This window comes from Pseudomonas sp. Root401 (assembly GCF_001425105.1).
Taxonomy (GTDB): domain Bacteria; phylum Pseudomonadota; class Gammaproteobacteria; order Pseudomonadales; family Pseudomonadaceae; genus Aquipseudomonas; species Aquipseudomonas brassicacearum.
Window position 1 is genome coordinate 150,470 of the sequence record NZ_LMDO01000055.1, and the last position, 18,461, is coordinate 168,930.

Here is an 18,461-nt window from a genome sequence, read left to right on the forward strand (position 1 = left end):
AGAGGCGTTTCCACGCAGAGCGTGGGAACGATCGGGCGTGCTCGACTCCTCAATAAACATAAAAAGAGGCACCTCACATGCAAGCGCACACCCTGAGCGCGCAGGCGTCGTTGGTGACGCCCAGCCGCAAGCGTTTTTTCATCATGGTCCTGCTGTTCATCACCGTGGTGATCAATTACCTGGACCGCAGCAACCTCTCGATCGCCGCTCCCGCACTGACCAGCGACCTGGGCATCGATCCAATCCACGTCGGGCTGATTTTCTCGGCATTCGGCTGGACCTACGCCGCCATGCAGATCCCTGGTGGTTGGTTGGTGGACCGGGTGCCGCCGCGGATTCTGTATAGCGTGGCCCTGCTGTTGTGGTCGGTGGCCACGGTAATGCTGGGTTTTGCCGCCAGTTTCATCGCGCTGTTCGTACTGCGCATGGCGGTCGGTGCCCTGGAAGCGCCGGCTTATCCGATCAACAGCCGCGTGGTCACCACCTGGTTTCCTGAGCGCGAGCGGGCCACGGCCATCGGTTTCTACACCTCCGGGCAGTTTGTCGGGCTGGCCTTCCTGACCCCGGTATTGGCCTGGTTGCAACACGCGTTCGGTTGGCACATGGTGTTTGTCGCCACAGGCGCGGTGGGCATCATCTGGGCGGCAATCTGGTACGCGGTGTATCGCGAGCCACGGGATTTCAAAGGCGCCAATGCCGCCGAAATCGAACTGATCCGCGAAGGCGGCGGGTTGGTGGATATCCAGGCCGATACCGCCAAGGCCAAGGCGAAATTCAGCTGGACCGACCTGGGGATTGTCCTGACCCAACGCAAATTGTGGGGTATTTACCTGGGGCAGTTCTGCCTCAACTCCACGCTGTGGTTTTTCCTGACGTGGTTCCCGACCTACCTGGTGAAATATCGCGGCATGGACTTCATCAAGTCCGGTCTGCTGGCGTCGTTGCCGTTCCTCGCAGCGTTCGTCGGCGTGCTGTGTTCCGGGTTCTTCTCCGACTGGTTGATTCGTCGTGGCGCCACCGTAGGTTTCGCGCGCAAGCTGCCGATCATCGGTGGATTGCTGATTTCGACCTCGATCATCGGCGCCAACTTCGTCGAGTCGACTCCGTTGGTGATTGCCTTCCTGGCCTTGGCGTTCTTCGGCAATGGCCTGGCGTCGATCACCTGGTCGCTGGTCTCCACACTGGCGCCGGCGCGACTGCTCGGGTTGACCGGTGGGGTGTTCAACTTCATCGGCAACCTGGCGGCCATCGCCACGCCGATCGTCATTGGCTTTCTCGCCAGCGGCGATTCGTTTGCCCCGGCCATCACCTATATCGCTGTTCTGGCACTGGCTGGCGCGCTGTCCTACATCCTGCTGGTCGGGAAGGTCGAGCGCATCGAGTTGTAGTCCGACGGGGCGGGCGACCATAATGCCGCCCGTTCCCCGCTCACTGTTGAAGGCCGGCTATGCAGCAAGACGATCCAAAAATCACCAAGGACGCCGCACCTACGGGCACGCAGACATTGTTGCGTGGCCTGGGGGTGGTCCAGGCGGTCGCCAGCGGCGCCCGTGACTTGAAGGAAATCGCCCGGCTGATCGGCACCACCCGCAGCACCACCCATCGCCTGGCCAGTTGCCTGGTGGACGAACGTTACCTGCGCGTGGTGCCGCAAGTGGGCTACCTGCTGGGGCCGAAATTGATCGAGCTGGGCTTTCAGGCCCGGGAAGAGTTGCCACTGGTGAGCCTGGCGGGGCCGTACCTGGACGAGCTGTCGGCGCTCACCGGGGACACCGTGCACTTGGCGATTCGTGAAGGTGACGAAGTCTTGTACCTGCTGAAGAACCCGGGGCGCAACGGCCCGGAAATGCGCTCGCGCGTAGGCCATCGCATGCCGTTGGCGCGCACCGGGATCGGCAAGGCGCTGATGCTCGATGACTCGCAGGAACAATGGAAGCGGCTGTATGAAATCAGCCTGCCAGCCGGTGGGAAGAATCAGTTCTGGCCTCAGCATCAGGAACAATCCTGGGAACAGTTCCAGCAACGGATGGTGGAGTATGTGGCGGGGGGCTATGCCTTCGACCTGGAAGACAACGAACCGTCGATTCGCTGTGTGGCGGCGCCGATCCGTGACGCCGGCAAGCGCATTGTTGCCGGCATCAGCATCGCCAGCACCGTGCCGTACATGCCGCTGGAAAAAATGGCCGAGCTGATTCCCCTGGTCAAAGGGGTCACAGCCCGGTTGTCGGCGGAACTGGGCGCCAAGGTTTGACGAACGTCAGGCCTTGAGCGTGGCCATGTCGATGACAAAGCGGTATTTCACATCCCCGGCGATCATGCGGCTATAGGCCTCGTTGATCTGACGGATGTCGAGCATTTCAATGTCGCAGCTGATGTTGTGTTCGGCGCAGAAATCCAGCACTTCCTGGGTTTCGGCGATACCGCCGATCAACGAACCGGCCAGGACCCGACGGCCCATGATCAGTTTTGCCGCGTGTACCGGCGGTTCAACGGGTTCGACCAGGCCTACGATGATGTGCACGCCGTCGAAACGCAGCGTGTCGAGGTAGGGATTGAGGTCGTGCTGTACCGGAATGGTGTCCAGCAGGAAGTGGAATCGTCCGGCTGCCGCGGCCATCTGTTCGGCGTCGGTGGACACGATCACATGGTCCGCGCCCTGGCGACGGGCTTCTTCGGCCTTGCTCGCCGAGCGGGTGAACAACGTGACTTCTGCGCCCAAGGCCTTGGCGAACTTGATGCCCATGTGGCCCAGGCCGCCCATGCCCAGTACGCCAACCTTGTCGCCAGCCTTCACGCCATAGTGCTTGAGGGGCGAGTAGGTGGTGATGCCTGCGCAGAGAAGTGGTGCGGCGCTGGCCGGGTCGAGTGCTGCCGGGATGCGCAGCACAAAGTGCTCCTTGACCACGATGCTGTTGGAGTAACCGCCCATGGTGTGGCCGCCGCTCACACGGTCCGGGCTGGCGTAGGTCTGAGTCATGCCTTCGAAACAGTATTGCTCCAAGTCAGCGCGGCAGGCTTCGCACTCGCGGCAGGAGTCGACCATGCAGCCAACACCCACCAGGTCGCCGACCTTATAGCGGGTTACGTCCGTGCCGACGGCGGTGACTTTGCCGATGATTTCATGGCCGGGCATCAGCGGGTAAACGGCGATGCCCCATTCGTTGCGGGCCTGGTGGATGTCGGAATGGCAGACGCCGCAGTAGAGAATGTCGATCGCCACATCGTCGGCTCGCGGGCTGCGACGCTCGAATTTCATGGGGGCGAGGGGAGTGGTGGCCGACTGGGCGGCATATCCGATGGCTGTGTACATGATGGACCTCGCTAAGCAATGAACGTTGAGGGTTTCATTCTGGGAGTCCCGGCGACAGGTGGCGATGGCGATTCCTCCGCCTGTCATGCCTAATCCTCCGGTCTTGGCCAGGATCTGATCCTATGTGACGCCAGACCTGCGATGATGGTTTCATCCCTTTTTTCGTGAAGTTTTCGCTCATGTTGTTGACCCGCCATCTCGATGCCAACGCTACGCTGGTTTCATTGATAGAACCCTTGGCGACCCGCGACGGTTTCGTCCCGACGCCACTGCCCGGCGTACATGCGCTTCGGGCCAGCCAGGACGTCGCCCGTGGCCCGCAGCTCTACGAGCCGAGCCTGGTGATCATCGCCCAGGGCAGCAAACTGGCGTACCTGGGACCGCGCACACTGGAATATGGCGCCGGGCACTATCTGATCCAGGCCTTGCCGGTGCCGTTCGAGTGCGAAACCTACGCCATGCCCAATGCTCCGCTGCTTGGGGTTTCCGTTGCGATCGATCGGGCGATGCTGGGGGAGTTGGTGCTGGCCATGGGGCTGGTGCCGGGGCGGAACCTGGCACCGCAGACGCCGGAATCAATGACCTGCGCCGTGCTCGATGACGCCATGCGTGGATGTGTCGAACGCTTGTTGCGCTGCTTGCACGACCCACTGGAATGCCAGGTCATGGGCCAGGCGCGGCTGCGGGAGTTGCTGTTCGTCGCGTTGCGCGGGCCCCAGGCCGATGTGCTGCGGGCGCTGGTGGAGCAGCAAGGCCAATTTGCCCGGATTGCCGCGGCCCTGGGCCATTTGCATGCGCACTTCACCGAGCCGCTGAACGTCGAGACCTTGGCCAGTTGCGCGAACATGAGCGCCTCGACCTTCCATGAGCATTTCAAGCGCAGCACCTTGCTGTCGCCAGTGCAGTACCTCAAGCGCTTGCGCCTGCTCAAGGCCCAGCGGCTGCTGCTCACCGAGGGCATGGGCGTGGCCCAGGTCGCGCACCAGGTGGGGTATCAGAGCTCATCGCAGTTCAGTCGGGAGTACAAGCGCTACTTCGAGCGCAACCCTGGGGAAGAGCGCGCCGCCTGAGTCTTTGAGAATCCCTTGTGGGAGCGAGCTTGCTCGCGATAGCGGTGTGTCAGTCGACATCTGTGTTGAAGGGTAAATCGCTATCGCGAGCAAGCTCGCTCCCACATTTGGACTGTTGTGTTGCTTGAGTCGGAGGCAACAAAAAGGCCCCCATTACGGGAGCCTTGATGTTCAGCGCAACGGCTTACATATTCGGGTAAGTCGGTCCGCCAGCGCCTTCCGGCGACACCCAAGTGATGTTCTGCGCAGGGTCCTTGATGTCACAGGTCTTGCAGTGCACGCAGTTCTGGGCGTTGATCTGGAAGCGCTTCTCGCCGTCTTCCTTGGTCACCACTTCGTACACGCCGGCCGGGCAGTAGCGCTGGGCCGGTTCGTCGTACAGCGGCAGGTTCTTGCCGATCGGGATGCTCGGGTCGGTCAGCTTCAGGTGGCAGGGCTGTTCTTCTTCGTGGTTGGTCCCGGAGATGAACACCGAGCTGAGTTTGTCGAAGCTGATCTTGCCGTCCGGTTTCGGGTAGTCGATTTTCTTGCAATCGGCTGCCAGCTTGAGGCAGGCGTAGTCGGGCTTGGTGTCGTGCAGGGTGAACGGCATTTTGCCGCCAAGGATGTTCTGGTCGAACCAGTTGAAGCCGCCACCGATGATCGCGCCGTATTTGTGGATCGCCGGGCCGAAGTTGCGGCTGGCGAACAGTTCTTCATACAGCCAGCTGTTCTTGAAGCTGTCGACGTAGGCGGTCAGTTCATCACCGCCTTCGGACTCGGCGAACAGGCGATCGGCCACGGCCTCGGCGGCAAGCATGCCGGACTTCATGGCGGTGTGGCTGCCCTTGATCTTGGCGAAGTTCAGGGTGCCGAGGTCGCAACCGATCAGCGCGCCGCCCTTGAAGACCATTTTCGGCAGCGAGTTCAGGCCGCCCTTGCAGATGGCACGGGCGCCATAGCTGACGCGCTTGCCACCTTCCAGGTACTGCTTGAGCACTGGGTGATGCTTGAGGCGCTGGAACTCGTCGAACGGCGACAGGAACGTGTTGCTGTAGGACAGGTCGACGATCAGACCAACCACCACCTGATTGTTTTCCAGGTGATAAAGGAAGGAGCCACCGGTGTTCTCGGTGCCCATGATGTCCAGCGGCCAGCCGGCGGTGTGCACCACCAGGCCGGGTTGATGCTTGGCCGGGTCGATTTCCCAGATTTCCTTCAGGCCGATGCCGTAGTGCTGGGCGTCAGCCTCGCTGTCCAGGTTGAAGCGCTTGATCAGTTGCTTGCCGATGTGACCACGGCAGCCTTCGGCGAACAGCGTGTACTTGCCACGCAGTTCCATGCCAGGGGTGTAGAGGCCTTCCTTCGGATTGCCTTCGCGGTCGACACCCAGGTCGCCGGTGATGATCCCGCGCACCACGCCGTTCTCGTCGAACAGCGCTTCCTGGGCGGCGAAACCCGGGTAGATTTCCACGCCCAGGTTCTCGGCCTGCTGGGCCAGCCAGCGGCACAGGTTGCCCAGGGAAATAATATAGTTGCCTTCGTTGTGCATGGTCTTGGGCACAAAGAAGTCAGGGATTTTGCTCGCGGCCTCGGCGTTTCTCAGGACATAAATGTCATCGCGCACGACGGGCGTGTTCAACGGGGCGCCGAGTTCTTTCCAGTCCGGGAACAGTTCGTTCAGGGCGCGGGGCTCGAACACCGCACCGGAGAGGATGTGCGCACCGACCTCGGAGCCTTTTTCGACCACGCAGACGCTGATTTCCTTACCGGCTTCGGCGGCCTTCTGTTTCAGTCGGCAAGCGGCAGACAGGCCAGCGGGGCCTGCGCCGACGATGACCACGTCGAATTCCATGTATTCGCGTTCCACAGGGCTCTCTCCTACTCAAGGCTCACGGTTTTTTCTAATTGGAGGTTTGGCGTTGCATCCGTTGTTTCCTTCGCGAAAAGCGACGAAAGCGACAATGGATGAAACGCGGGTCTCTCTTAAGCGGCGCATTATATCTACACCACTCTCAGGGTCCAATACAAACGTTTGTTTGAAATTGCCGCAGCCCAGATAAATCACTGACGTACGGCTTATGACTGACCATTTTGCCGTATTGACCGGAATAGGCGTTCCGGTCAAGATACGGGCGGTTTTGCGCTCGCCGTAGGCTGACTGTTGGTTTCAAGAGCACCTCTAAAGACAGGGCGAAGGCAGCACAAAGTGACGCATTGCGTGGTTGCGACGCGCAGTTTACACGCCGCGATAATGAATGACTCATCGGTCATCACTGACGAATGGTCTTCACTCCCGTGAGCTGGGTCATGTGTGGTTCATGCCGGCGTTTTTAGAGGTGCCCTTGCGCCCATGAGCATCAACCGCCAGGTTCGCCTAGGCGACTTTTTTTCACCGGAGAGTAACGAGGAATCCATGAAGGTTCTTGTAGCTGTCAAACGAGTGGTCGACTATAACGTCAAGGTTCGCGTCAAGGCGGACAACTCCGGCGTCGACCTCGCCAACGTCAAGATGTCGATGAACCCTTTCTGCGAAATCGCCGTAGAAGAAGCCGTACGCCTGAAAGAAAAGGGCGTGGCGACTGAGATCGTCGTCGTCTCCATCGGCCCGACCACCGCCCAGGAACAACTGCGCACCGCGCTGGCACTGGGTGCCGATCGCGCCATCCTCGTCGAATCCGCCGAAGACCTGACCTCCCTGGCCGTGGCCAAGCTGCTCAAGGCCGTTGTCGACAAGGAACAGCCATCGCTGGTGATCCTCGGCAAACAAGCCATCGACAGCGACAACAACCAGACCGGCCAGATGCTCGCTGCATTGAGCGGCTATGGTCAGGGCACCTTCGCGTCCAAGGTCGAAGTGTCCGGCGACAGCGTTGCCGTGACCCGCGAGATCGACGGCGGCGCGCAGACCGTTTCCCTGAAACTGCCAGCGATCGTCACTACCGACCTGCGTTTGAACGAGCCGCGCTATGCGTCGCTGCCAAACATCATGAAAGCCAAGAAGAAGCCGCTTGAAGTGCTGACGCCTGACGCTTTGGGCGTTTCCACCGCCTCCACCAACAAGACCCTCAAGGTCGAAGCGCCGGCTGCACGCAGCGCGGGCATCAAGGTCAAGTCGGTGGCTGAACTGGTCGAGAAACTGAAAAACGAAGCGAAGGTGATCTGATCATGACTATCCTCGTAATCGCCGAACACGATAACAAGGCGCTGGCTCCGGCCACGCTGAACACCGTTGCTGCTGCCGCTAAAATCGGTGGCGATATTCACGTGCTGGTGGCTGGCCAGGGCGCTGGCGCCGTGGCTGAAGCCGCTGCGAAAATCGCTGGCGTGGCCAAAGTGCTGTCGGCTGACAACGCTGCCTACGCGCACCAACTGCCGGAAAACGTTGCGCCGCTGGTTGCCGAGCTTGGCAAGGGCTACAGCCACATCCTGGCTGCCGCCACCTCCAACGGCAAGAACATCCTGCCGCGCGTGGCCGCTGCACTGGACGTCGACCAGATCTCCGAAATCATCTCGGTAGAAAGCGCCGACACCTTCAAGCGTCCGATCTACGCCGGCAACGCCATTGCCACCGTGCAGTCGACCGCAGCGGTCAAGGTCATCACCGTCCGCGCCACCGGTTTCGACCCGGTTGCCGCCGAAGGTGGCTCGGCTGCCGTTGAAGCCGTAGGCGCTGCTCACGACGCCGGCATCTCCAGCTTCGTCAACGAAGAACTGGCCAAGTCCGATCGTCCTGAACTGACCGCCGCCAAGATCGTCGTTTCGGGCGGGCGTGGCATGCAGAACGGTGACAACTTCAAGCACCTGTACGCCCTGGCCGACAAGCTCGGTGCCGCCGTCGGTGCTTCCCGCGCCGCGGTCGACGCCGGTTTCGTGCCTAACGACATGCAGGTCGGCCAGACCGGCAAGATCGTTGCGCCACAGCTGTACATCGCCGTCGGTATCTCCGGCGCAATCCAGCACCTGGCCGGCATGAAAGACTCCAAGGTGATCGTTGCGATCAACAAGGACGAAGAAGCGCCGATCTTCCAAGTGGCCGACTACGGCCTGGTGGCGGACTTGTTCGAAGCCATCCCTGAGCTGGAGAAGCTGGTCTAATCCGGCGTCTTCACTTATAAAGAGCCCGGCCCTTTGGCCGGGTTTTTTATTTCTGCCTCAGAGGAGCGTATTGCCATGGATCTGCGTCGTTTGGCCGGCTGGTCGTTGCTGTGGACGTTGGCGCTCGTGCCAGGCCTGTCTGTCGCCGCCGGCAAATGTGAACGACTGATCGCCACCGGCAGCCCGGATGCGCCGCCCTATCTCTGGCAGGATCCTCAGGACCCCAAGCATTTGATTGGCGCCGGTGCCGACCTGCTGGCGCAGGTCGCGCAAGAACTGGGGATCAAGATCGAACTGCTGTATGCCGGCAAGCGCGCCCAGGCGTTGGACGAAGTGCGCAGCGGACGCATGGACCTGCTCACCGACGCGCCGCTGTCCGCTACCGGGCTTGAAGTGCTGGATTACGTTCATCCGCCCTTGCTCGAAAACGATTACCTGGTCTGGACCCGCAAGGACTCGACGCTGGTCATCAACCAGCCCGCAGACCTTCACGGTCATCCCGGGGCCTTGTCGGAAAAGGCACGCATGACCCAGGGATTCGGCGTCTTTGCCGAGCAGCAGTTGTCCCTGGTACGCACGCCCAACCTGACCCAGGCCTTTCAGAAACTGCTGCTGGGCGAGGTGGAATATGTCCTGGCGGGGCGCTACTCGGGCTTGGCAATGGCGCAGACACTGGGGATGGCCAACGACCTGCAAGCCGCACCGCAACCGGTGGACAAACCCGGGCTGTTCCTCGCGATTTCCCATAACTCCGCCTGCAATGACCCATGGTTACGCGGACAGCTGGCGCAAAAGATGACAGAATTGGCCGCGTCCGGCCTGGCGGAGGCTGTGTTGCAACGCAATCTCGAGCGTTGGAATACACAGTTGCAGCCATCTGTCAGTGCCCCAAAACAGTAGGGAACATTAGTGACTATTCGACCTCTTTTCGCTGCCCTGGCCGTCCTGGCTCTGGCGGGTTGCGCAGCCGATCCGGCGCCGAATGAACAGATCCGCCTGACTGAACAGGCACTGGAGCAAGCCCGGGCTGTTGGCGCCACCGCCGACGAAGTGCCCGAATTGAAACTGGCTGAAGAAAAATTCGCCCGCGCCAAATCCAACATGGCCGACGAATCCTACAAGAAGGCGCGCATGCGGGCTGAACAGGCCGAACTCGACGCCCGCCTGGCCGAAGCGAAGGTGCTGACCCTCAAGAGCCAGGAGCAACTGAACGTGCTCGAAACCCGCATCAAGCGCTTGCGCAAACAATTGAGGGAGGATGCCCAATGAAGCACTCCCACGTATTGGGTGGCCTGGTCCTCGCCGGCCTGGCCAGCTTGTATGGTTGCGCGGGTCAGCGCAGCGAAGCGGCGCTCGAGCAGGCCAGCACCGACTTCCAGAAGGTCAAGGAAGACGCCAATGTATTGCGTGCCGCACCCCGGGACGTGATCCGCGCTGGCGAATCCCTGGCCCGTGCCGATCGTTTGTCCAGCTACTGGGGCAGCGGCGAAGATGTGCAGCATTACGCCTACCTGAGCCAGCGCTACAGTGCGATCGCCCGGGAGCACAGCAACCAGGTGCTCAACGAAGAGCGTGCCGCCAAGCTCGAACTGGAACGCCAGCGCCTGCAATTGGCCCTGCGTGAATCCAAGTTGCTGAGCGTGCAGCAGCAGGGCAAATGGCTTGAAGAACAGATCATGGCGATGGCGACCACACAAACCGATCGCGGCCTGGTGATGACCCTGGGTGACGTGCTGTTCGACACCGGCGAAGCGGAACTGAAGAACTCGGCCAACCGGGTCGTGCTCAAGATCGTGCAGTTCCTGCAGCTCAACCCCAAGCGCGTGGTCCGTATCGAGGGGTACACCGACAGCACCGGCGGCAAGCAGGAAAACCTCAAGCTGTCTCGCGACCGCGCGCAAGCGGTGGCGGATGTGCTGGTGGACCTGGGGATAGATGAAAAGCGCATCCAGGTCGAAGGCTACGGCGATCAATACCCGGTGGACGTCAACGCTTCCGAGCGTGGCCGGGCACAGAACCGTCGCGTTGAAATTGTGTTCTCCGACGAAAAAGGCCAGCTCGGCGCCGCCCGCTGAGGGTTGCGTCACTGGAAAACCCGGCCCCCGTAAAAGGCGCCGGGTTTTTTTGGCCCTGCAATCGATGCACGATGGGTACAGTTAGAGCTGTCACTCCACTGTACTGTCGAGTAATCTGGCAACTGTCCCAGTACACTTCTAAACTGTTCCGGTATCGTTTCCGACAAGAATAAAATGCCCGTGAAATCGAGTGCTGCGTCATGACCAACCTCCTGCTCTATCAACGTATTGCTCAACAGCTGGCTGAAGACATCCGGCGCGGTGTGTATCAGCCCGGTGAACGCGTGCCGTCGGTGCGCAAGATGAGCTCGCAGCTCAACGTCAGCCATGCCACGGTGCTGCAGGCCTACGCCAACCTTGAAGACCAGGGGCTGATCCGCGCGCGGCCGCAGTCGGGCTACTACGTGCACCAGACGCCGGCCCTGACGGCACCGACGCCGGACATTGCCCGGGTAGAGCGTCCGGGGCTGGTGACGCGCAGCAGCATCATCCAGCAAGTATTGGTCGAGTCGCGCCGCGAAGGGGTATTCCCCCTGGGGGCGGCGGTGCCAAGTGTTGACTATCTGCCGGTTCGGGCCTTGCATCAGCAATTGGCCAAAGTCACGCGTTTCCACAGCCCGCGGGCGTTCAGCTACATGTTCAGCCCGGGTTTCGAGCCGTTGCGCCGCCAAGTGGCGATTCGCATGCGCGATGCCGGCGTCGTGGTGGACCCTTCCGAGGTGGTGATCACCCACGGCTGCGTCGATGCGCTGCAGATGTCCTTGCGGGTGCTGACGCGGCCGGGGGACTTGATCGCCGCCGAGTCGCCGACCTATTACGGCTTGCTGCAACTGGCGGATCTGTTGGGTCTCAAGGTCATCGAGATCCCCAGCGACCCGGTCACCGGCATGAGCCTGGAGGCCTTGCAGCTGGCGGCCAACCAATGGTCGATCAAAGCGCTGGTGCTGACCACGCGCCTGAGCAACCCTCTCGGCGGCACCATGCCGGAAGAGCGGCAAAAGCAGTTGCTGCGCCTGGCGTCGGACTTCGACATCCAGATCGTCGAAGACGATATCTATGGCGAGTTGATGTTCGAGCAGGGACGCACCAAGGCCCTCAAGGCCTACGACCGGCTGGACCGGGTCATCTACTGTTCGAGTTTTTCCAAGACATTGTCGCCGGGTGTGCGCATCGGCTGGATGATCGCGGGGAAATTCCAGCAGGAAATCCAGCGGCTCCAGACCTTCAGTACGCATTCGGCGTGCAGCGTCACGCAGATGGGCATTGCCGCGTACCTGGAAAACGGCGGTTATGACCGGCACTTGCGCTATATCCGCCAGGAGTACCGCAAGAACCTCAGCGCCTTTCAGCTGGCGGTGCAGCAGTACTTCCCCGAAGGCACGCAGATGAGCCGTCCCACTGGAGGCTTCATCCTGTGGGTCAGCCTGCCGGGGCGGGTCAACACCCAGGAGTTGCATGTGCGGGCGTTGCAACAAGGCATCAGCATCGCGCCAGGGCTGATTTTCAGTAACACCGAGCAGTTCAACCACTGCATTCGCTTGAACTGCGGCACTGCCTGGAACCGTGAGGCGGAGCGGGCCTTGATGACGCTGGGGCTGTTGGCCACTCAATTGTGCCAGGAGACGGCCAACGGATTTCTTTAGACGTCAGCGGCTTAGCTCGATGTGCTTGTCAGCGCCTCATTATCAGGCGAGCATGGGGGTCCCTGCCGTTACTGCCGTTGTGTCTATGAAAGCCATTGTTCCTGCTGCCTGGGTTTTGATCGGCCTGTTGAGCGCCTTCCACATGGGGGGCGTCGTCGCGGCAGCGCCAGTGCAGGAAAAACCGGCCACCAATGCCACGAAGGATGCGCCGAAAAAAACCACAGCGGTCAAAAAGCCTTCCGCCAAGAAGGCGGCACCCGCGAAGAAAAAACGCGCGCCCATCGCCTCCAAGAGCAAATCCGCCCACGAGGTCGCCAAGACCCCATTGCCGCCGGCCCAGCTGGATTTGAGCCTGCCCCATGAGATGGTCGAGGAACTGCAACCACCGGGTAAGGTGGTGCAGTCCAAGCGTGAGCCCCTCTTGCCGTCGATGTTCGGCGAGAAACCCGGGCCGTTTCAGCTCAATGGCCGTTTGTTGAGCAATGAAATGCAGCTGCCACTGCGCAACCAGGAGCGCAATGAGGTGGAAGGCGCGGCGCTGGACTTCGAATTCAAGCAATAAACCTTCGACAGGCCTGCAGTTCGTCGCTGACCATTCGGTCATCCCTCCATGGGCGAAAAAACACGCAGACGGTAATTTAAAACGAGTGTTTTAGCCGTTACTCTGTGTTCTGTTACTAACCATTACCTGTAGTGAGGATGTTGTCGTCATGAAATGCCGTGAAGGCTGTGGCGCCTGTTGCATCGCCCCTTCCATCAGCTCACCGATCCCTGGCATGCCCCTAGGCAAGCCGGCGGGAGAACGTTGCGCGCAATTGTCGGTCGATAACCTGTGCCGGATCTTCGGCCAGCCGGAGCGTCCGGCGGTGTGCTCGGCGTTCGAAGCCGACATCGAGGTTTGCGGCAGCAGCAGTGAAGAGGCTATCCGGCTGATCGGTTGGTGGGAACAAATCACGGCAGCGTAATGAGTCAATGAACGGATCCTAACTGAACGAACTTGGACAATAAGGAAAAGAACTATGGGTTCGCTGCATCGTATGGCTGTGTTGTGTGGGTTGACCGTATTGCTGGCAACGGCCACCGCTCAGGCAGAGGACTGGCAGGTTGCCAAGGAGAAGGACGGTATCAAGGTTTCCCTCAGTGAGGTGGCGGGCTCCAAATACAAGGCCTACCGTGGCGTGACGGTGATGAAAACCACCATGGCCAAGCTGCGGGCCCTGCAGGAAGACGTTCCCGGCGCCTGCGCCTGGATTCATGAATGCAAGAGCCAGAAACTGCTCAAGCACGAAGGTAATCAGAGTTGGACCTACACCCAGTTCAACACGCCATGGCCGGTGACGGCTCGGGACTCGGTGCTGGAAGTCACCACCGAGGAGGGCGCCGATGGCAGCCTGACCCGCAAGCTCAAGGGCGTGCCGAAATACCTGCCTGAAGAGCAAGGTTTCGTGCGAGTGGCCCAGGTCGACGGCTTCTGGAAGTTTACGCCAAAGGGCGCGGACCAGATCGAAGTGACCTACCAGGTCCACACCGAACCAGGGGGTGACGTGCCGTCCTGGCTGGCGAACAAGTTCGTGGTGGATGCGCCGTTCAACACCTTGAAAGCCCTGAAGGAACGCGCCGAAAACTGATCGGCCACGGCTCCTACCCAGACCGCCCCTGAGGCGGTCTTTTCATGTGTGCCGTCCAGACGCCCGGCGGAACGATTGTCCGTCCCTCAATGTCGAGATAAAGGTAAGCCAGGCCCTGAATCGATCAAGGAGACACCGATGCAAAAGTGGGAAATCACTTTCGTGGATGATCATGGCGAAGCCATCGCCGAGCAGTTCGACTACGAGCAGGAGCCTACGATGGAGCAGGCTGCACAACTGATTCGCGAAAAATTGCTGCCCGTTTCCGCCCAACTGGACCTCAACGACCTGGAAGGTCGCACCGAAGATCCCACCGTCAAGAACCTCAAGTCCCAGCACAGTATCGAAATCATCAGCATTACACCGATTTCATGAAACGGTGGCTGGTCTCGCTTGGCAGTGGCTGCCACTTGCGGCTACTCTGCAATTGAGATCATCGAAAGGATCGCCAAGGTCCGGTCTTGTCAGCTACATGCTTGTGTCCCGACGGCCATTTGATGCCGTACCGCTTGCAGCCTGAGGGCTTCACGCACGGGAAGACGGAAAGTCTATCCATTGGTTTCAGGAGGACGTTTCATGAGCACAGCCTATCAAGAAGACATCAGCACCAGCGTATTGCGCCGCATGAAAGAAGGCGGTTTCGATTTTTCCCGATTCCATCCCATTGAGTTCTACGCCATTTTCCCGGACGAGGAGCGGGCGCGCAGGGCGGCAGGTCATTTTCGGGGAGAATCGTTGAATGCGCAGATCAGTGCACGGGACGATGGGGCTTGGTCGTTGGAACTGAGCCGGGTGATGTACGCCACTTACGATGACATTGGCGACTTCGAGCAAGACTTTGAAGCAGTCGTCGAACCCTTGGGTGGAGTGATCGAGGGCTGGGGTGTCAAGCAAGAGATCCGCCGCCTGCAGGCCTGACAGTTACTCACCGCAACCACAGCAACGGCTGACCTTTGTGTCGGCCGTTTTCATGTCTGTGAACTACCCGAGCATTGAACATTACTGTGGGATGAGGGGCTGACCCACCGCCATCGCGAGCAAGCTTGGCTCCCACAGGGATTTGTGGCGGACGCCGAATAGGTGAGCATGTCCCCCGCCAACACCACAACCGCCAGGTTTTGTACCTAACTGTATCCAGATCAAGCCGCGTCGTTTTTCCATGGCTATGCTCAGCAGAGCGACGCCCCTGCGTCGCAATGGAGCGGGGGGCAGCGGGGCGGGGGCATTTGCCGCACCAGAAAGGTGCGCAGCCTGTCAGAGGAGAATCCAACCCGTTGATCATAAAGCGTTTATGCCGATGGCACGGGGCTTGCGAAGCCTTGCTGTCAGGGTGACAAGGAGTACGGCATGATCCGCAGCGGTTTTGATGAAATGTACGATGCCAACGGCCAGGTCCGCCCGCATTACCAGGCGTTTGCCCGCTGGCTGGCGGAAACGCCTGATGAGCTGCTGGCGCAACGCAGGCGCGAAGCCGACCTGTTGTTTCATCGTGCAGGCATTACGTTCACGCTCTACGGCGACGAGCAGGGAACCGAGCGCCTGATCCCTTTCGACACGATCCCGCGCAGCATCCCGGCCAGTGAATGGCGGGTGGTCGAACGCGGCTGCATCCAGCGGGTCAAGGCGCTGAACATGTTCCTGGCCGACCTCTACCACGAACAACGGATCATCCGAGCCGGGATCATCCCCGCCGAACAGGTGCTGGCCAACGAGCAGTACCAACTGGCGATGCAAGGGCTGGATCTGCACCGTGACATCTACGCGCACATTTGTGGTGTCGATCTGGTGCGCGACGGTGACGGCACGTACTACGTGCTCGAAGACAATCTTCGTACGCCTAGCGGCGTCAGCTATATGCTCGAAGACCGCAAGATGATGATGCGCCTGTTCCCCGAACTGTTCGCCGCCCAGCGCATCGCCCCCATCGACCATTATCCGAACCTGCTGCTCGACACCCTGAAAAGCTCCAGCCCGCTGGACGATCCCAGCGTCGTGGTACTCACGCCAGGGCGTTTCAACAGCGCGTTCTTCGAGCACGCGTTCCTGGCCCGGGAAATGGGTGTGGAGTTGGTGGAAGGCGCCGACCTGTTCGTGCGGGATGACAAGGTGTTCATGCGCACCACCGACGGCCCGAAAGCGGTGGATGTGATCTACCGTCGCCTCGACGACGCGTTCCTCGATCCACTGGCCTTCAATCCGGACTCGATGCTCGGGGTGCCGGGCCTGTTGTCGTCCTACCGTTCCGGCAACGTGGTGCTGGCCAATGCCATCGGCACGGGCGTGGCGGACGACAAGTCGGTGTACCCGTTCGTCACCGACATGATCCGTTTTTACCTGGACGAAGAGCCGATCCTGAAAAACGTCCCTACATGGCAATGTCGTAATCCTGCCGAACTTTCTCACGTGCTGGCGAATCTTCCCGACCTGGTGGTCAAGGAAACCCAGGGTTCCGGCGGTTATGGAATGCTGGTGGGGCCGGCCGCGACGACGGCGCAGATCGATGCCTTCCGCGAGCGGATCAAGGCCAAGCCGCACGCCTACATCGCTCAACCGACGTTGTCGCTCTCGACCTGCCCGACCTTTGTCGAAAACGGCATCGCCCCGCGCCACATCGACTTGCGGCCGTTTGTGCTCGCTGGCCGTGAGACCCGCGTGGTGCCTGGCGGGCTGACACGGGTGGCGCTGCGTGAAGGCTCCCTGGTGGTGAATTCATCCCAGGGCGGTGGGACCAAGGACACTTGGGTAGTCGAGGATTGAGGAGCTGCCATGCTGAGTAGAACCGCCTCGGACCTGTACTGGATGTCGCGCTACCTGGAGCGTGCGGAGAACCTCGCACGGATGCTCGACGTCAGCTATTCGTTGTCACTGATGCCCCAGGACGGGCGTGGCGACGGCCTGCACGAGCTGGCCATGCCATTGCTGATCACCGGCACGCTGGATGATTACCGGGAGCGACACGGCGAGTTGCACGCCGAGCGCCTGCTGCATTTCTTTGCCCTGGAAGCGGCCAACCCGGCCAGTATCTACAGTTGCCTCGGCGCCGCGCGAGCCAGTGCCCACGCGGTACGTGGGCGAATCACCGCCGACATGTGGGAGAACATCAACGCCACCTGGCTGGAAATTCGCGGTATCGCCGAGCAAGGCTTGAATCGCTACGGCATGAGCCGTTTCTGCGAGTGGATCAAGGAGCGATCCCACCTGTTTCGTGGTGCAACCTACGGCACCATCATGCGTAACGACGCGTTCCGCTTCATTCGCCTGGGGACCTTCATCGAAAGGGCCGACAACACCCTGCGCTTGCTCGACGCCCGCTACGAAATGGCCGGCGACCAGGCCGACACGGTCAGCGATGGCACGGCCCACGCGTATTACCAATGGAGCGCCTTGTTGCGGGCCTTGTCGTCCTTCGAGGCCTACACCGAGATCTACCGTGACGCCCCGGGCGCTCGTCATGTGGCCGAGTTGCTGCTGTTGCGTGCCGACGTACCGCGTTCGCTGCGCGCCTGTACCGAAGAAATCAACCAGATCCTCGCGAGCCTGCCGGGCACCAACGGCCGGCAGGCACAACGGCTGGCGGCGGAAATGGACGCACGCCTGCGCTACACCGGCATCAATGAAATCCTCGACGGGGGCCTGCATGCCTGGCTCACCGAATTCATCCCACTGGTCCGTGAACTGGGCAACGCCATTCACAGTTCCTACCTGGAGGTCATATGAGACTCTCGATCAGCCACGAAACGGCCTACCACTATGAAGATCAGGTGCGCGCCAGCATCCAGTACCTGCGTCTGACGCCCCACGACAGCGAACGCCAGCATGTACTGAGCTGGCAACTGGATTTGCCCCGGCCGGTGCGGGCGCAGCTGGACCCGTTCGGCAACATCCTTCACGTACTGACCCTGGACGAACCCCACGAAACGGTCATCATCGGCGCCCGCGGGCAGGTGGATATCGATCCGTTGCGCGAAGCCGAGCACGAGAGCCAGTCAGCGTTGCCGTTCCTGCGCTTCACCCGGCTAACGGAAGCGGACGAAGCCCTTCGCACCTTCGCCGCGCAGCAATGCCAGCAGCGTCGCGATCGCACGGCGCTGATCGACCTGATGCACGGGCTGAACCAGCACATGATCTACACCCCTGGCACCACTGAGGTGGAGACCAGTGCGGCCCAGGCTTTTGCCGGTCGCAGCGGGGTGTGCCAGGATCACACCCACGCCTTCCTGGCCTGCGCCCGTAGCCTGGGGGTGCCGGCGCGGTATGTGTCGGGGTATCTGTTCAGCGAAGCGAGCGAACACCTGGCAAGCCATGCCTGGGCAGAAGCCTGGCTTGACGACGCCTGGTACAGCTTCGACGTGACCAACCAACTGGCCCGCCCGGAGCGCCACCTGAAGCTGGCCGTGGGCCTGGATTACCTGGACGCCTGCCCGGTGCGTGGCATGCGCCGCGGCGGCGGTTGCGAGCAGATGCATGCCAAGCTGGTCGTGCCTGCTGCACCGGTGATCACGGTGCAACAACAATAGCCCTCCAACGGGGGCGCTTCTGTGGCGAGGGAGGGCGAGCTCGCGCTGGGTTCTGTAGGAGCTGGCGAAGCCTGCGATCTTTTGATCTTTTGATCTTTCACTTGAGACTCAAGTGGTTGGGGAAAGATCGCAGCCTCGTTG

The 18,461-nt window shown here is 60.9% G+C and carries 19 protein-coding genes; 17 read left to right on the forward strand and 2 right to left on the reverse strand.

The genetic code is table 11. The features are described from left to right. Nucleotides 1-77 precede the first annotated feature (77 nt). Nucleotides 78-1,388: an MFS transporter gene (locus ASC85_RS26830; RefSeq protein WP_057452042.1), complete on the forward strand. Its 1,311-nt coding sequence runs from the start codon at nt 78-80 to the stop codon at nt 1,386-1,388. Nucleotides 1,389-1,447: 59 nt separating this feature from the next. After that, entirely contained in the window at nt 1,448-2,251 is an 804-nt protein-coding gene (locus ASC85_RS26835; protein ID WP_013693986.1) for an IclR family transcriptional regulator, read from the forward strand. A 6-nt stretch (nt 2,252-2,257) separates the two neighbouring features. Here the strand turns inward: ASC85_RS26835 and ASC85_RS26840 are convergent, their stop codons facing one another. Further along, the gene (locus tag ASC85_RS26840) at nt 2,258-3,310 is read right to left on the reverse strand and encodes an NAD(P)-dependent alcohol dehydrogenase (protein ID WP_057452043.1); all 1,053 of its coding nucleotides are present in this window, start codon (nt 3,308-3,310) and stop codon (nt 2,258-2,260) included. Nucleotides 3,311-3,489: 179 nt separating this feature from the next. Between ASC85_RS26840 and ASC85_RS26845 the strand changes: the two genes are divergently transcribed. Continuing rightward, nucleotides 3,490-4,380, forward strand: coding sequence for an AraC family transcriptional regulator (locus ASC85_RS26845; RefSeq protein ID WP_057452044.1), 891 nt, complete (start codon nt 3,490-3,492; stop codon nt 4,378-4,380). 184 nt (nt 4,381-4,564) lie between these two features. On the opposite strand, the gene ASC85_RS26850 is transcribed toward ASC85_RS26845, so the two are convergent. Then, a complete protein-coding gene (locus tag ASC85_RS26850; RefSeq protein ID WP_057452045.1) occupies nt 4,565-6,229 on the reverse strand; it encodes an electron transfer flavoprotein-ubiquinone oxidoreductase in 1,665 nt (554 codons plus the stop codon). 546 nt (nt 6,230-6,775) lie between these two features. Here ASC85_RS26850 and ASC85_RS26855 point away from each other — a divergent pair. The 14 genes from ASC85_RS26855 to ASC85_RS26920 all read left to right on the forward strand — a co-directional run bounded on the left by ASC85_RS26855 (nt 6,776) and on the right by ASC85_RS26920 (nt 18,320). After that, nucleotides 6,776-7,525, forward strand: coding sequence for an electron transfer flavoprotein subunit beta/FixA family protein (locus ASC85_RS26855; RefSeq protein WP_014339477.1), 750 nt, complete (start codon nt 6,776-6,778; stop codon nt 7,523-7,525). Between the two features lie 2 nt (nt 7,526-7,527). Continuing rightward, the gene (locus ASC85_RS26860) at nt 7,528-8,457 is read left to right on the forward strand and encodes an electron transfer flavoprotein subunit alpha/FixB family protein (RefSeq protein ID WP_003204194.1); all 930 of its coding nucleotides are present in this window, start codon (nt 7,528-7,530) and stop codon (nt 8,455-8,457) included. 75 nt (nt 8,458-8,532) lie between these two features. Next, on the forward strand, nt 8,533-9,357 hold the full coding sequence (locus ASC85_RS26865) for a substrate-binding periplasmic protein (RefSeq protein WP_057452046.1): 825 nt from the start codon (nt 8,533-8,535) through the stop codon (nt 9,355-9,357). 9 nt (nt 9,358-9,366) lie between these two features. After that, nucleotides 9,367-9,726, forward strand: a complete 360-nt coding sequence (locus tag ASC85_RS26870; RefSeq protein ID WP_057452047.1) for a DUF4398 domain-containing protein — start codon at nt 9,367-9,369, stop codon at nt 9,724-9,726. After that, the gene (locus ASC85_RS26875; protein ID WP_057452048.1) at nt 9,723-10,532 is read left to right on the forward strand and encodes an OmpA family protein; all 810 of its coding nucleotides are present in this window, start codon (nt 9,723-9,725) and stop codon (nt 10,530-10,532) included. The genes ASC85_RS26870 and ASC85_RS26875 overlap by 4 nt, the downstream gene beginning before the upstream one ends. Before the next feature lie 200 nt (nt 10,533-10,732). Continuing rightward, nucleotides 10,733-12,175, forward strand: coding sequence for an aminotransferase-like domain-containing protein (locus ASC85_RS26880; protein ID WP_057452049.1), 1,443 nt, complete (start codon nt 10,733-10,735; stop codon nt 12,173-12,175). A gap of 85 nt (nt 12,176-12,260) precedes the next feature. Further along, nucleotides 12,261-12,737, forward strand: coding sequence for a hypothetical protein (locus tag ASC85_RS26885; protein ID WP_057452050.1), 477 nt, complete (start codon nt 12,261-12,263; stop codon nt 12,735-12,737). A gap of 148 nt (nt 12,738-12,885) precedes the next feature. Next, nucleotides 12,886-13,140 (forward strand): YkgJ family cysteine cluster protein, encoded by a 255-nt coding sequence (locus ASC85_RS26890; protein WP_057452051.1) that lies wholly within the window; start codon nt 12,886-12,888, stop codon nt 13,138-13,140. 54 nt (nt 13,141-13,194) lie between these two features. Beyond that, complete coding sequence (locus ASC85_RS26895; protein ID WP_057452052.1) at nt 13,195-13,803, forward strand: START domain-containing protein; 609 nt, start codon at nt 13,195-13,197, stop codon at nt 13,801-13,803. A gap of 138 nt (nt 13,804-13,941) precedes the next feature. Then, nucleotides 13,942-14,178 carry a hypothetical protein gene (locus ASC85_RS26900; protein WP_057452053.1) on the forward strand — a complete coding sequence of 79 codons (237 nt, stop codon included), beginning with the start codon at nt 13,942-13,944 and terminating at the stop codon, nt 14,176-14,178. Between the two features lie 201 nt (nt 14,179-14,379). Further along, nucleotides 14,380-14,721: a ribonuclease E inhibitor RraB gene (locus ASC85_RS26905; RefSeq protein WP_003179463.1), complete on the forward strand. Its 342-nt coding sequence runs from the start codon at nt 14,380-14,382 to the stop codon at nt 14,719-14,721. Between the two features lie 429 nt (nt 14,722-15,150). Further along, nucleotides 15,151-16,560, forward strand: coding sequence for a circularly permuted type 2 ATP-grasp protein (locus tag ASC85_RS26910; protein WP_003204177.1), 1,410 nt, complete (start codon nt 15,151-15,153; stop codon nt 16,558-16,560). A gap of 9 nt (nt 16,561-16,569) precedes the next feature. After that, nucleotides 16,570-17,520: an alpha-E domain-containing protein gene (locus ASC85_RS26915; RefSeq protein WP_003204175.1), complete on the forward strand. Its 951-nt coding sequence runs from the start codon at nt 16,570-16,572 to the stop codon at nt 17,518-17,520. Further along, nucleotides 17,517-18,320 carry a transglutaminase family protein gene (locus ASC85_RS26920; RefSeq protein ID WP_057452054.1) on the forward strand — a complete coding sequence of 268 codons (804 nt, stop codon included), beginning with the start codon at nt 17,517-17,519 and terminating at the stop codon, nt 18,318-18,320. The genes ASC85_RS26915 and ASC85_RS26920 overlap by 4 nt, the downstream gene beginning before the upstream one ends. Nucleotides 18,321-18,461 lie beyond the last annotated feature (141 nt).

Coding starts and splice junctions, on each gene's coding strand:
- ASC85_RS26830 (WP_057452042.1), top strand. CDS start 78: ATGCAAGCGCACACCCTGAGCGCGCAGGCGTCGTTGGTGACGCCCAGC.
- ASC85_RS26835 (WP_013693986.1), top strand. CDS start 1,448: ATGCAGCAAGACGATCCAAAAATCACCAAGGACGCCGCACCTACGGGC.
- ASC85_RS26840 (WP_057452043.1), bottom strand. CDS start 3,310: ATGTACACAGCCATCGGATATGCCGCCCAGTCGGCCACCACTCCCCTC.
- ASC85_RS26845 (WP_057452044.1), top strand. CDS start 3,490: ATGTTGTTGACCCGCCATCTCGATGCCAACGCTACGCTGGTTTCATTG.
- ASC85_RS26855 (WP_014339477.1), top strand. CDS start 6,776: ATGAAGGTTCTTGTAGCTGTCAAACGAGTGGTCGACTATAACGTCAAG.
- ASC85_RS26860 (WP_003204194.1), top strand. CDS start 7,528: ATGACTATCCTCGTAATCGCCGAACACGATAACAAGGCGCTGGCTCCG.
- ASC85_RS26865 (WP_057452046.1), top strand. CDS start 8,533: ATGGATCTGCGTCGTTTGGCCGGCTGGTCGTTGCTGTGGACGTTGGCG.
- ASC85_RS26875 (WP_057452048.1), top strand. CDS start 9,723: ATGAAGCACTCCCACGTATTGGGTGGCCTGGTCCTCGCCGGCCTGGCC.
- ASC85_RS26880 (WP_057452049.1), top strand. CDS start 10,733: ATGACCAACCTCCTGCTCTATCAACGTATTGCTCAACAGCTGGCTGAA.
- ASC85_RS26885 (WP_057452050.1), top strand. CDS start 12,261: ATGAAAGCCATTGTTCCTGCTGCCTGGGTTTTGATCGGCCTGTTGAGC.
- ASC85_RS26890 (WP_057452051.1), top strand. CDS start 12,886: ATGAAATGCCGTGAAGGCTGTGGCGCCTGTTGCATCGCCCCTTCCATC.
- ASC85_RS26895 (WP_057452052.1), top strand. CDS start 13,195: ATGGGTTCGCTGCATCGTATGGCTGTGTTGTGTGGGTTGACCGTATTG.
- ASC85_RS26900 (WP_057452053.1), top strand. CDS start 13,942: ATGCAAAAGTGGGAAATCACTTTCGTGGATGATCATGGCGAAGCCATC.
- ASC85_RS26905 (WP_003179463.1), top strand. CDS start 14,380: ATGAGCACAGCCTATCAAGAAGACATCAGCACCAGCGTATTGCGCCGC.
- ASC85_RS26910 (WP_003204177.1), top strand. CDS start 15,151: ATGATCCGCAGCGGTTTTGATGAAATGTACGATGCCAACGGCCAGGTC.
- ASC85_RS26915 (WP_003204175.1), top strand. CDS start 16,570: ATGCTGAGTAGAACCGCCTCGGACCTGTACTGGATGTCGCGCTACCTG.
- ASC85_RS26920 (WP_057452054.1), top strand. CDS start 17,517: ATGAGACTCTCGATCAGCCACGAAACGGCCTACCACTATGAAGATCAG.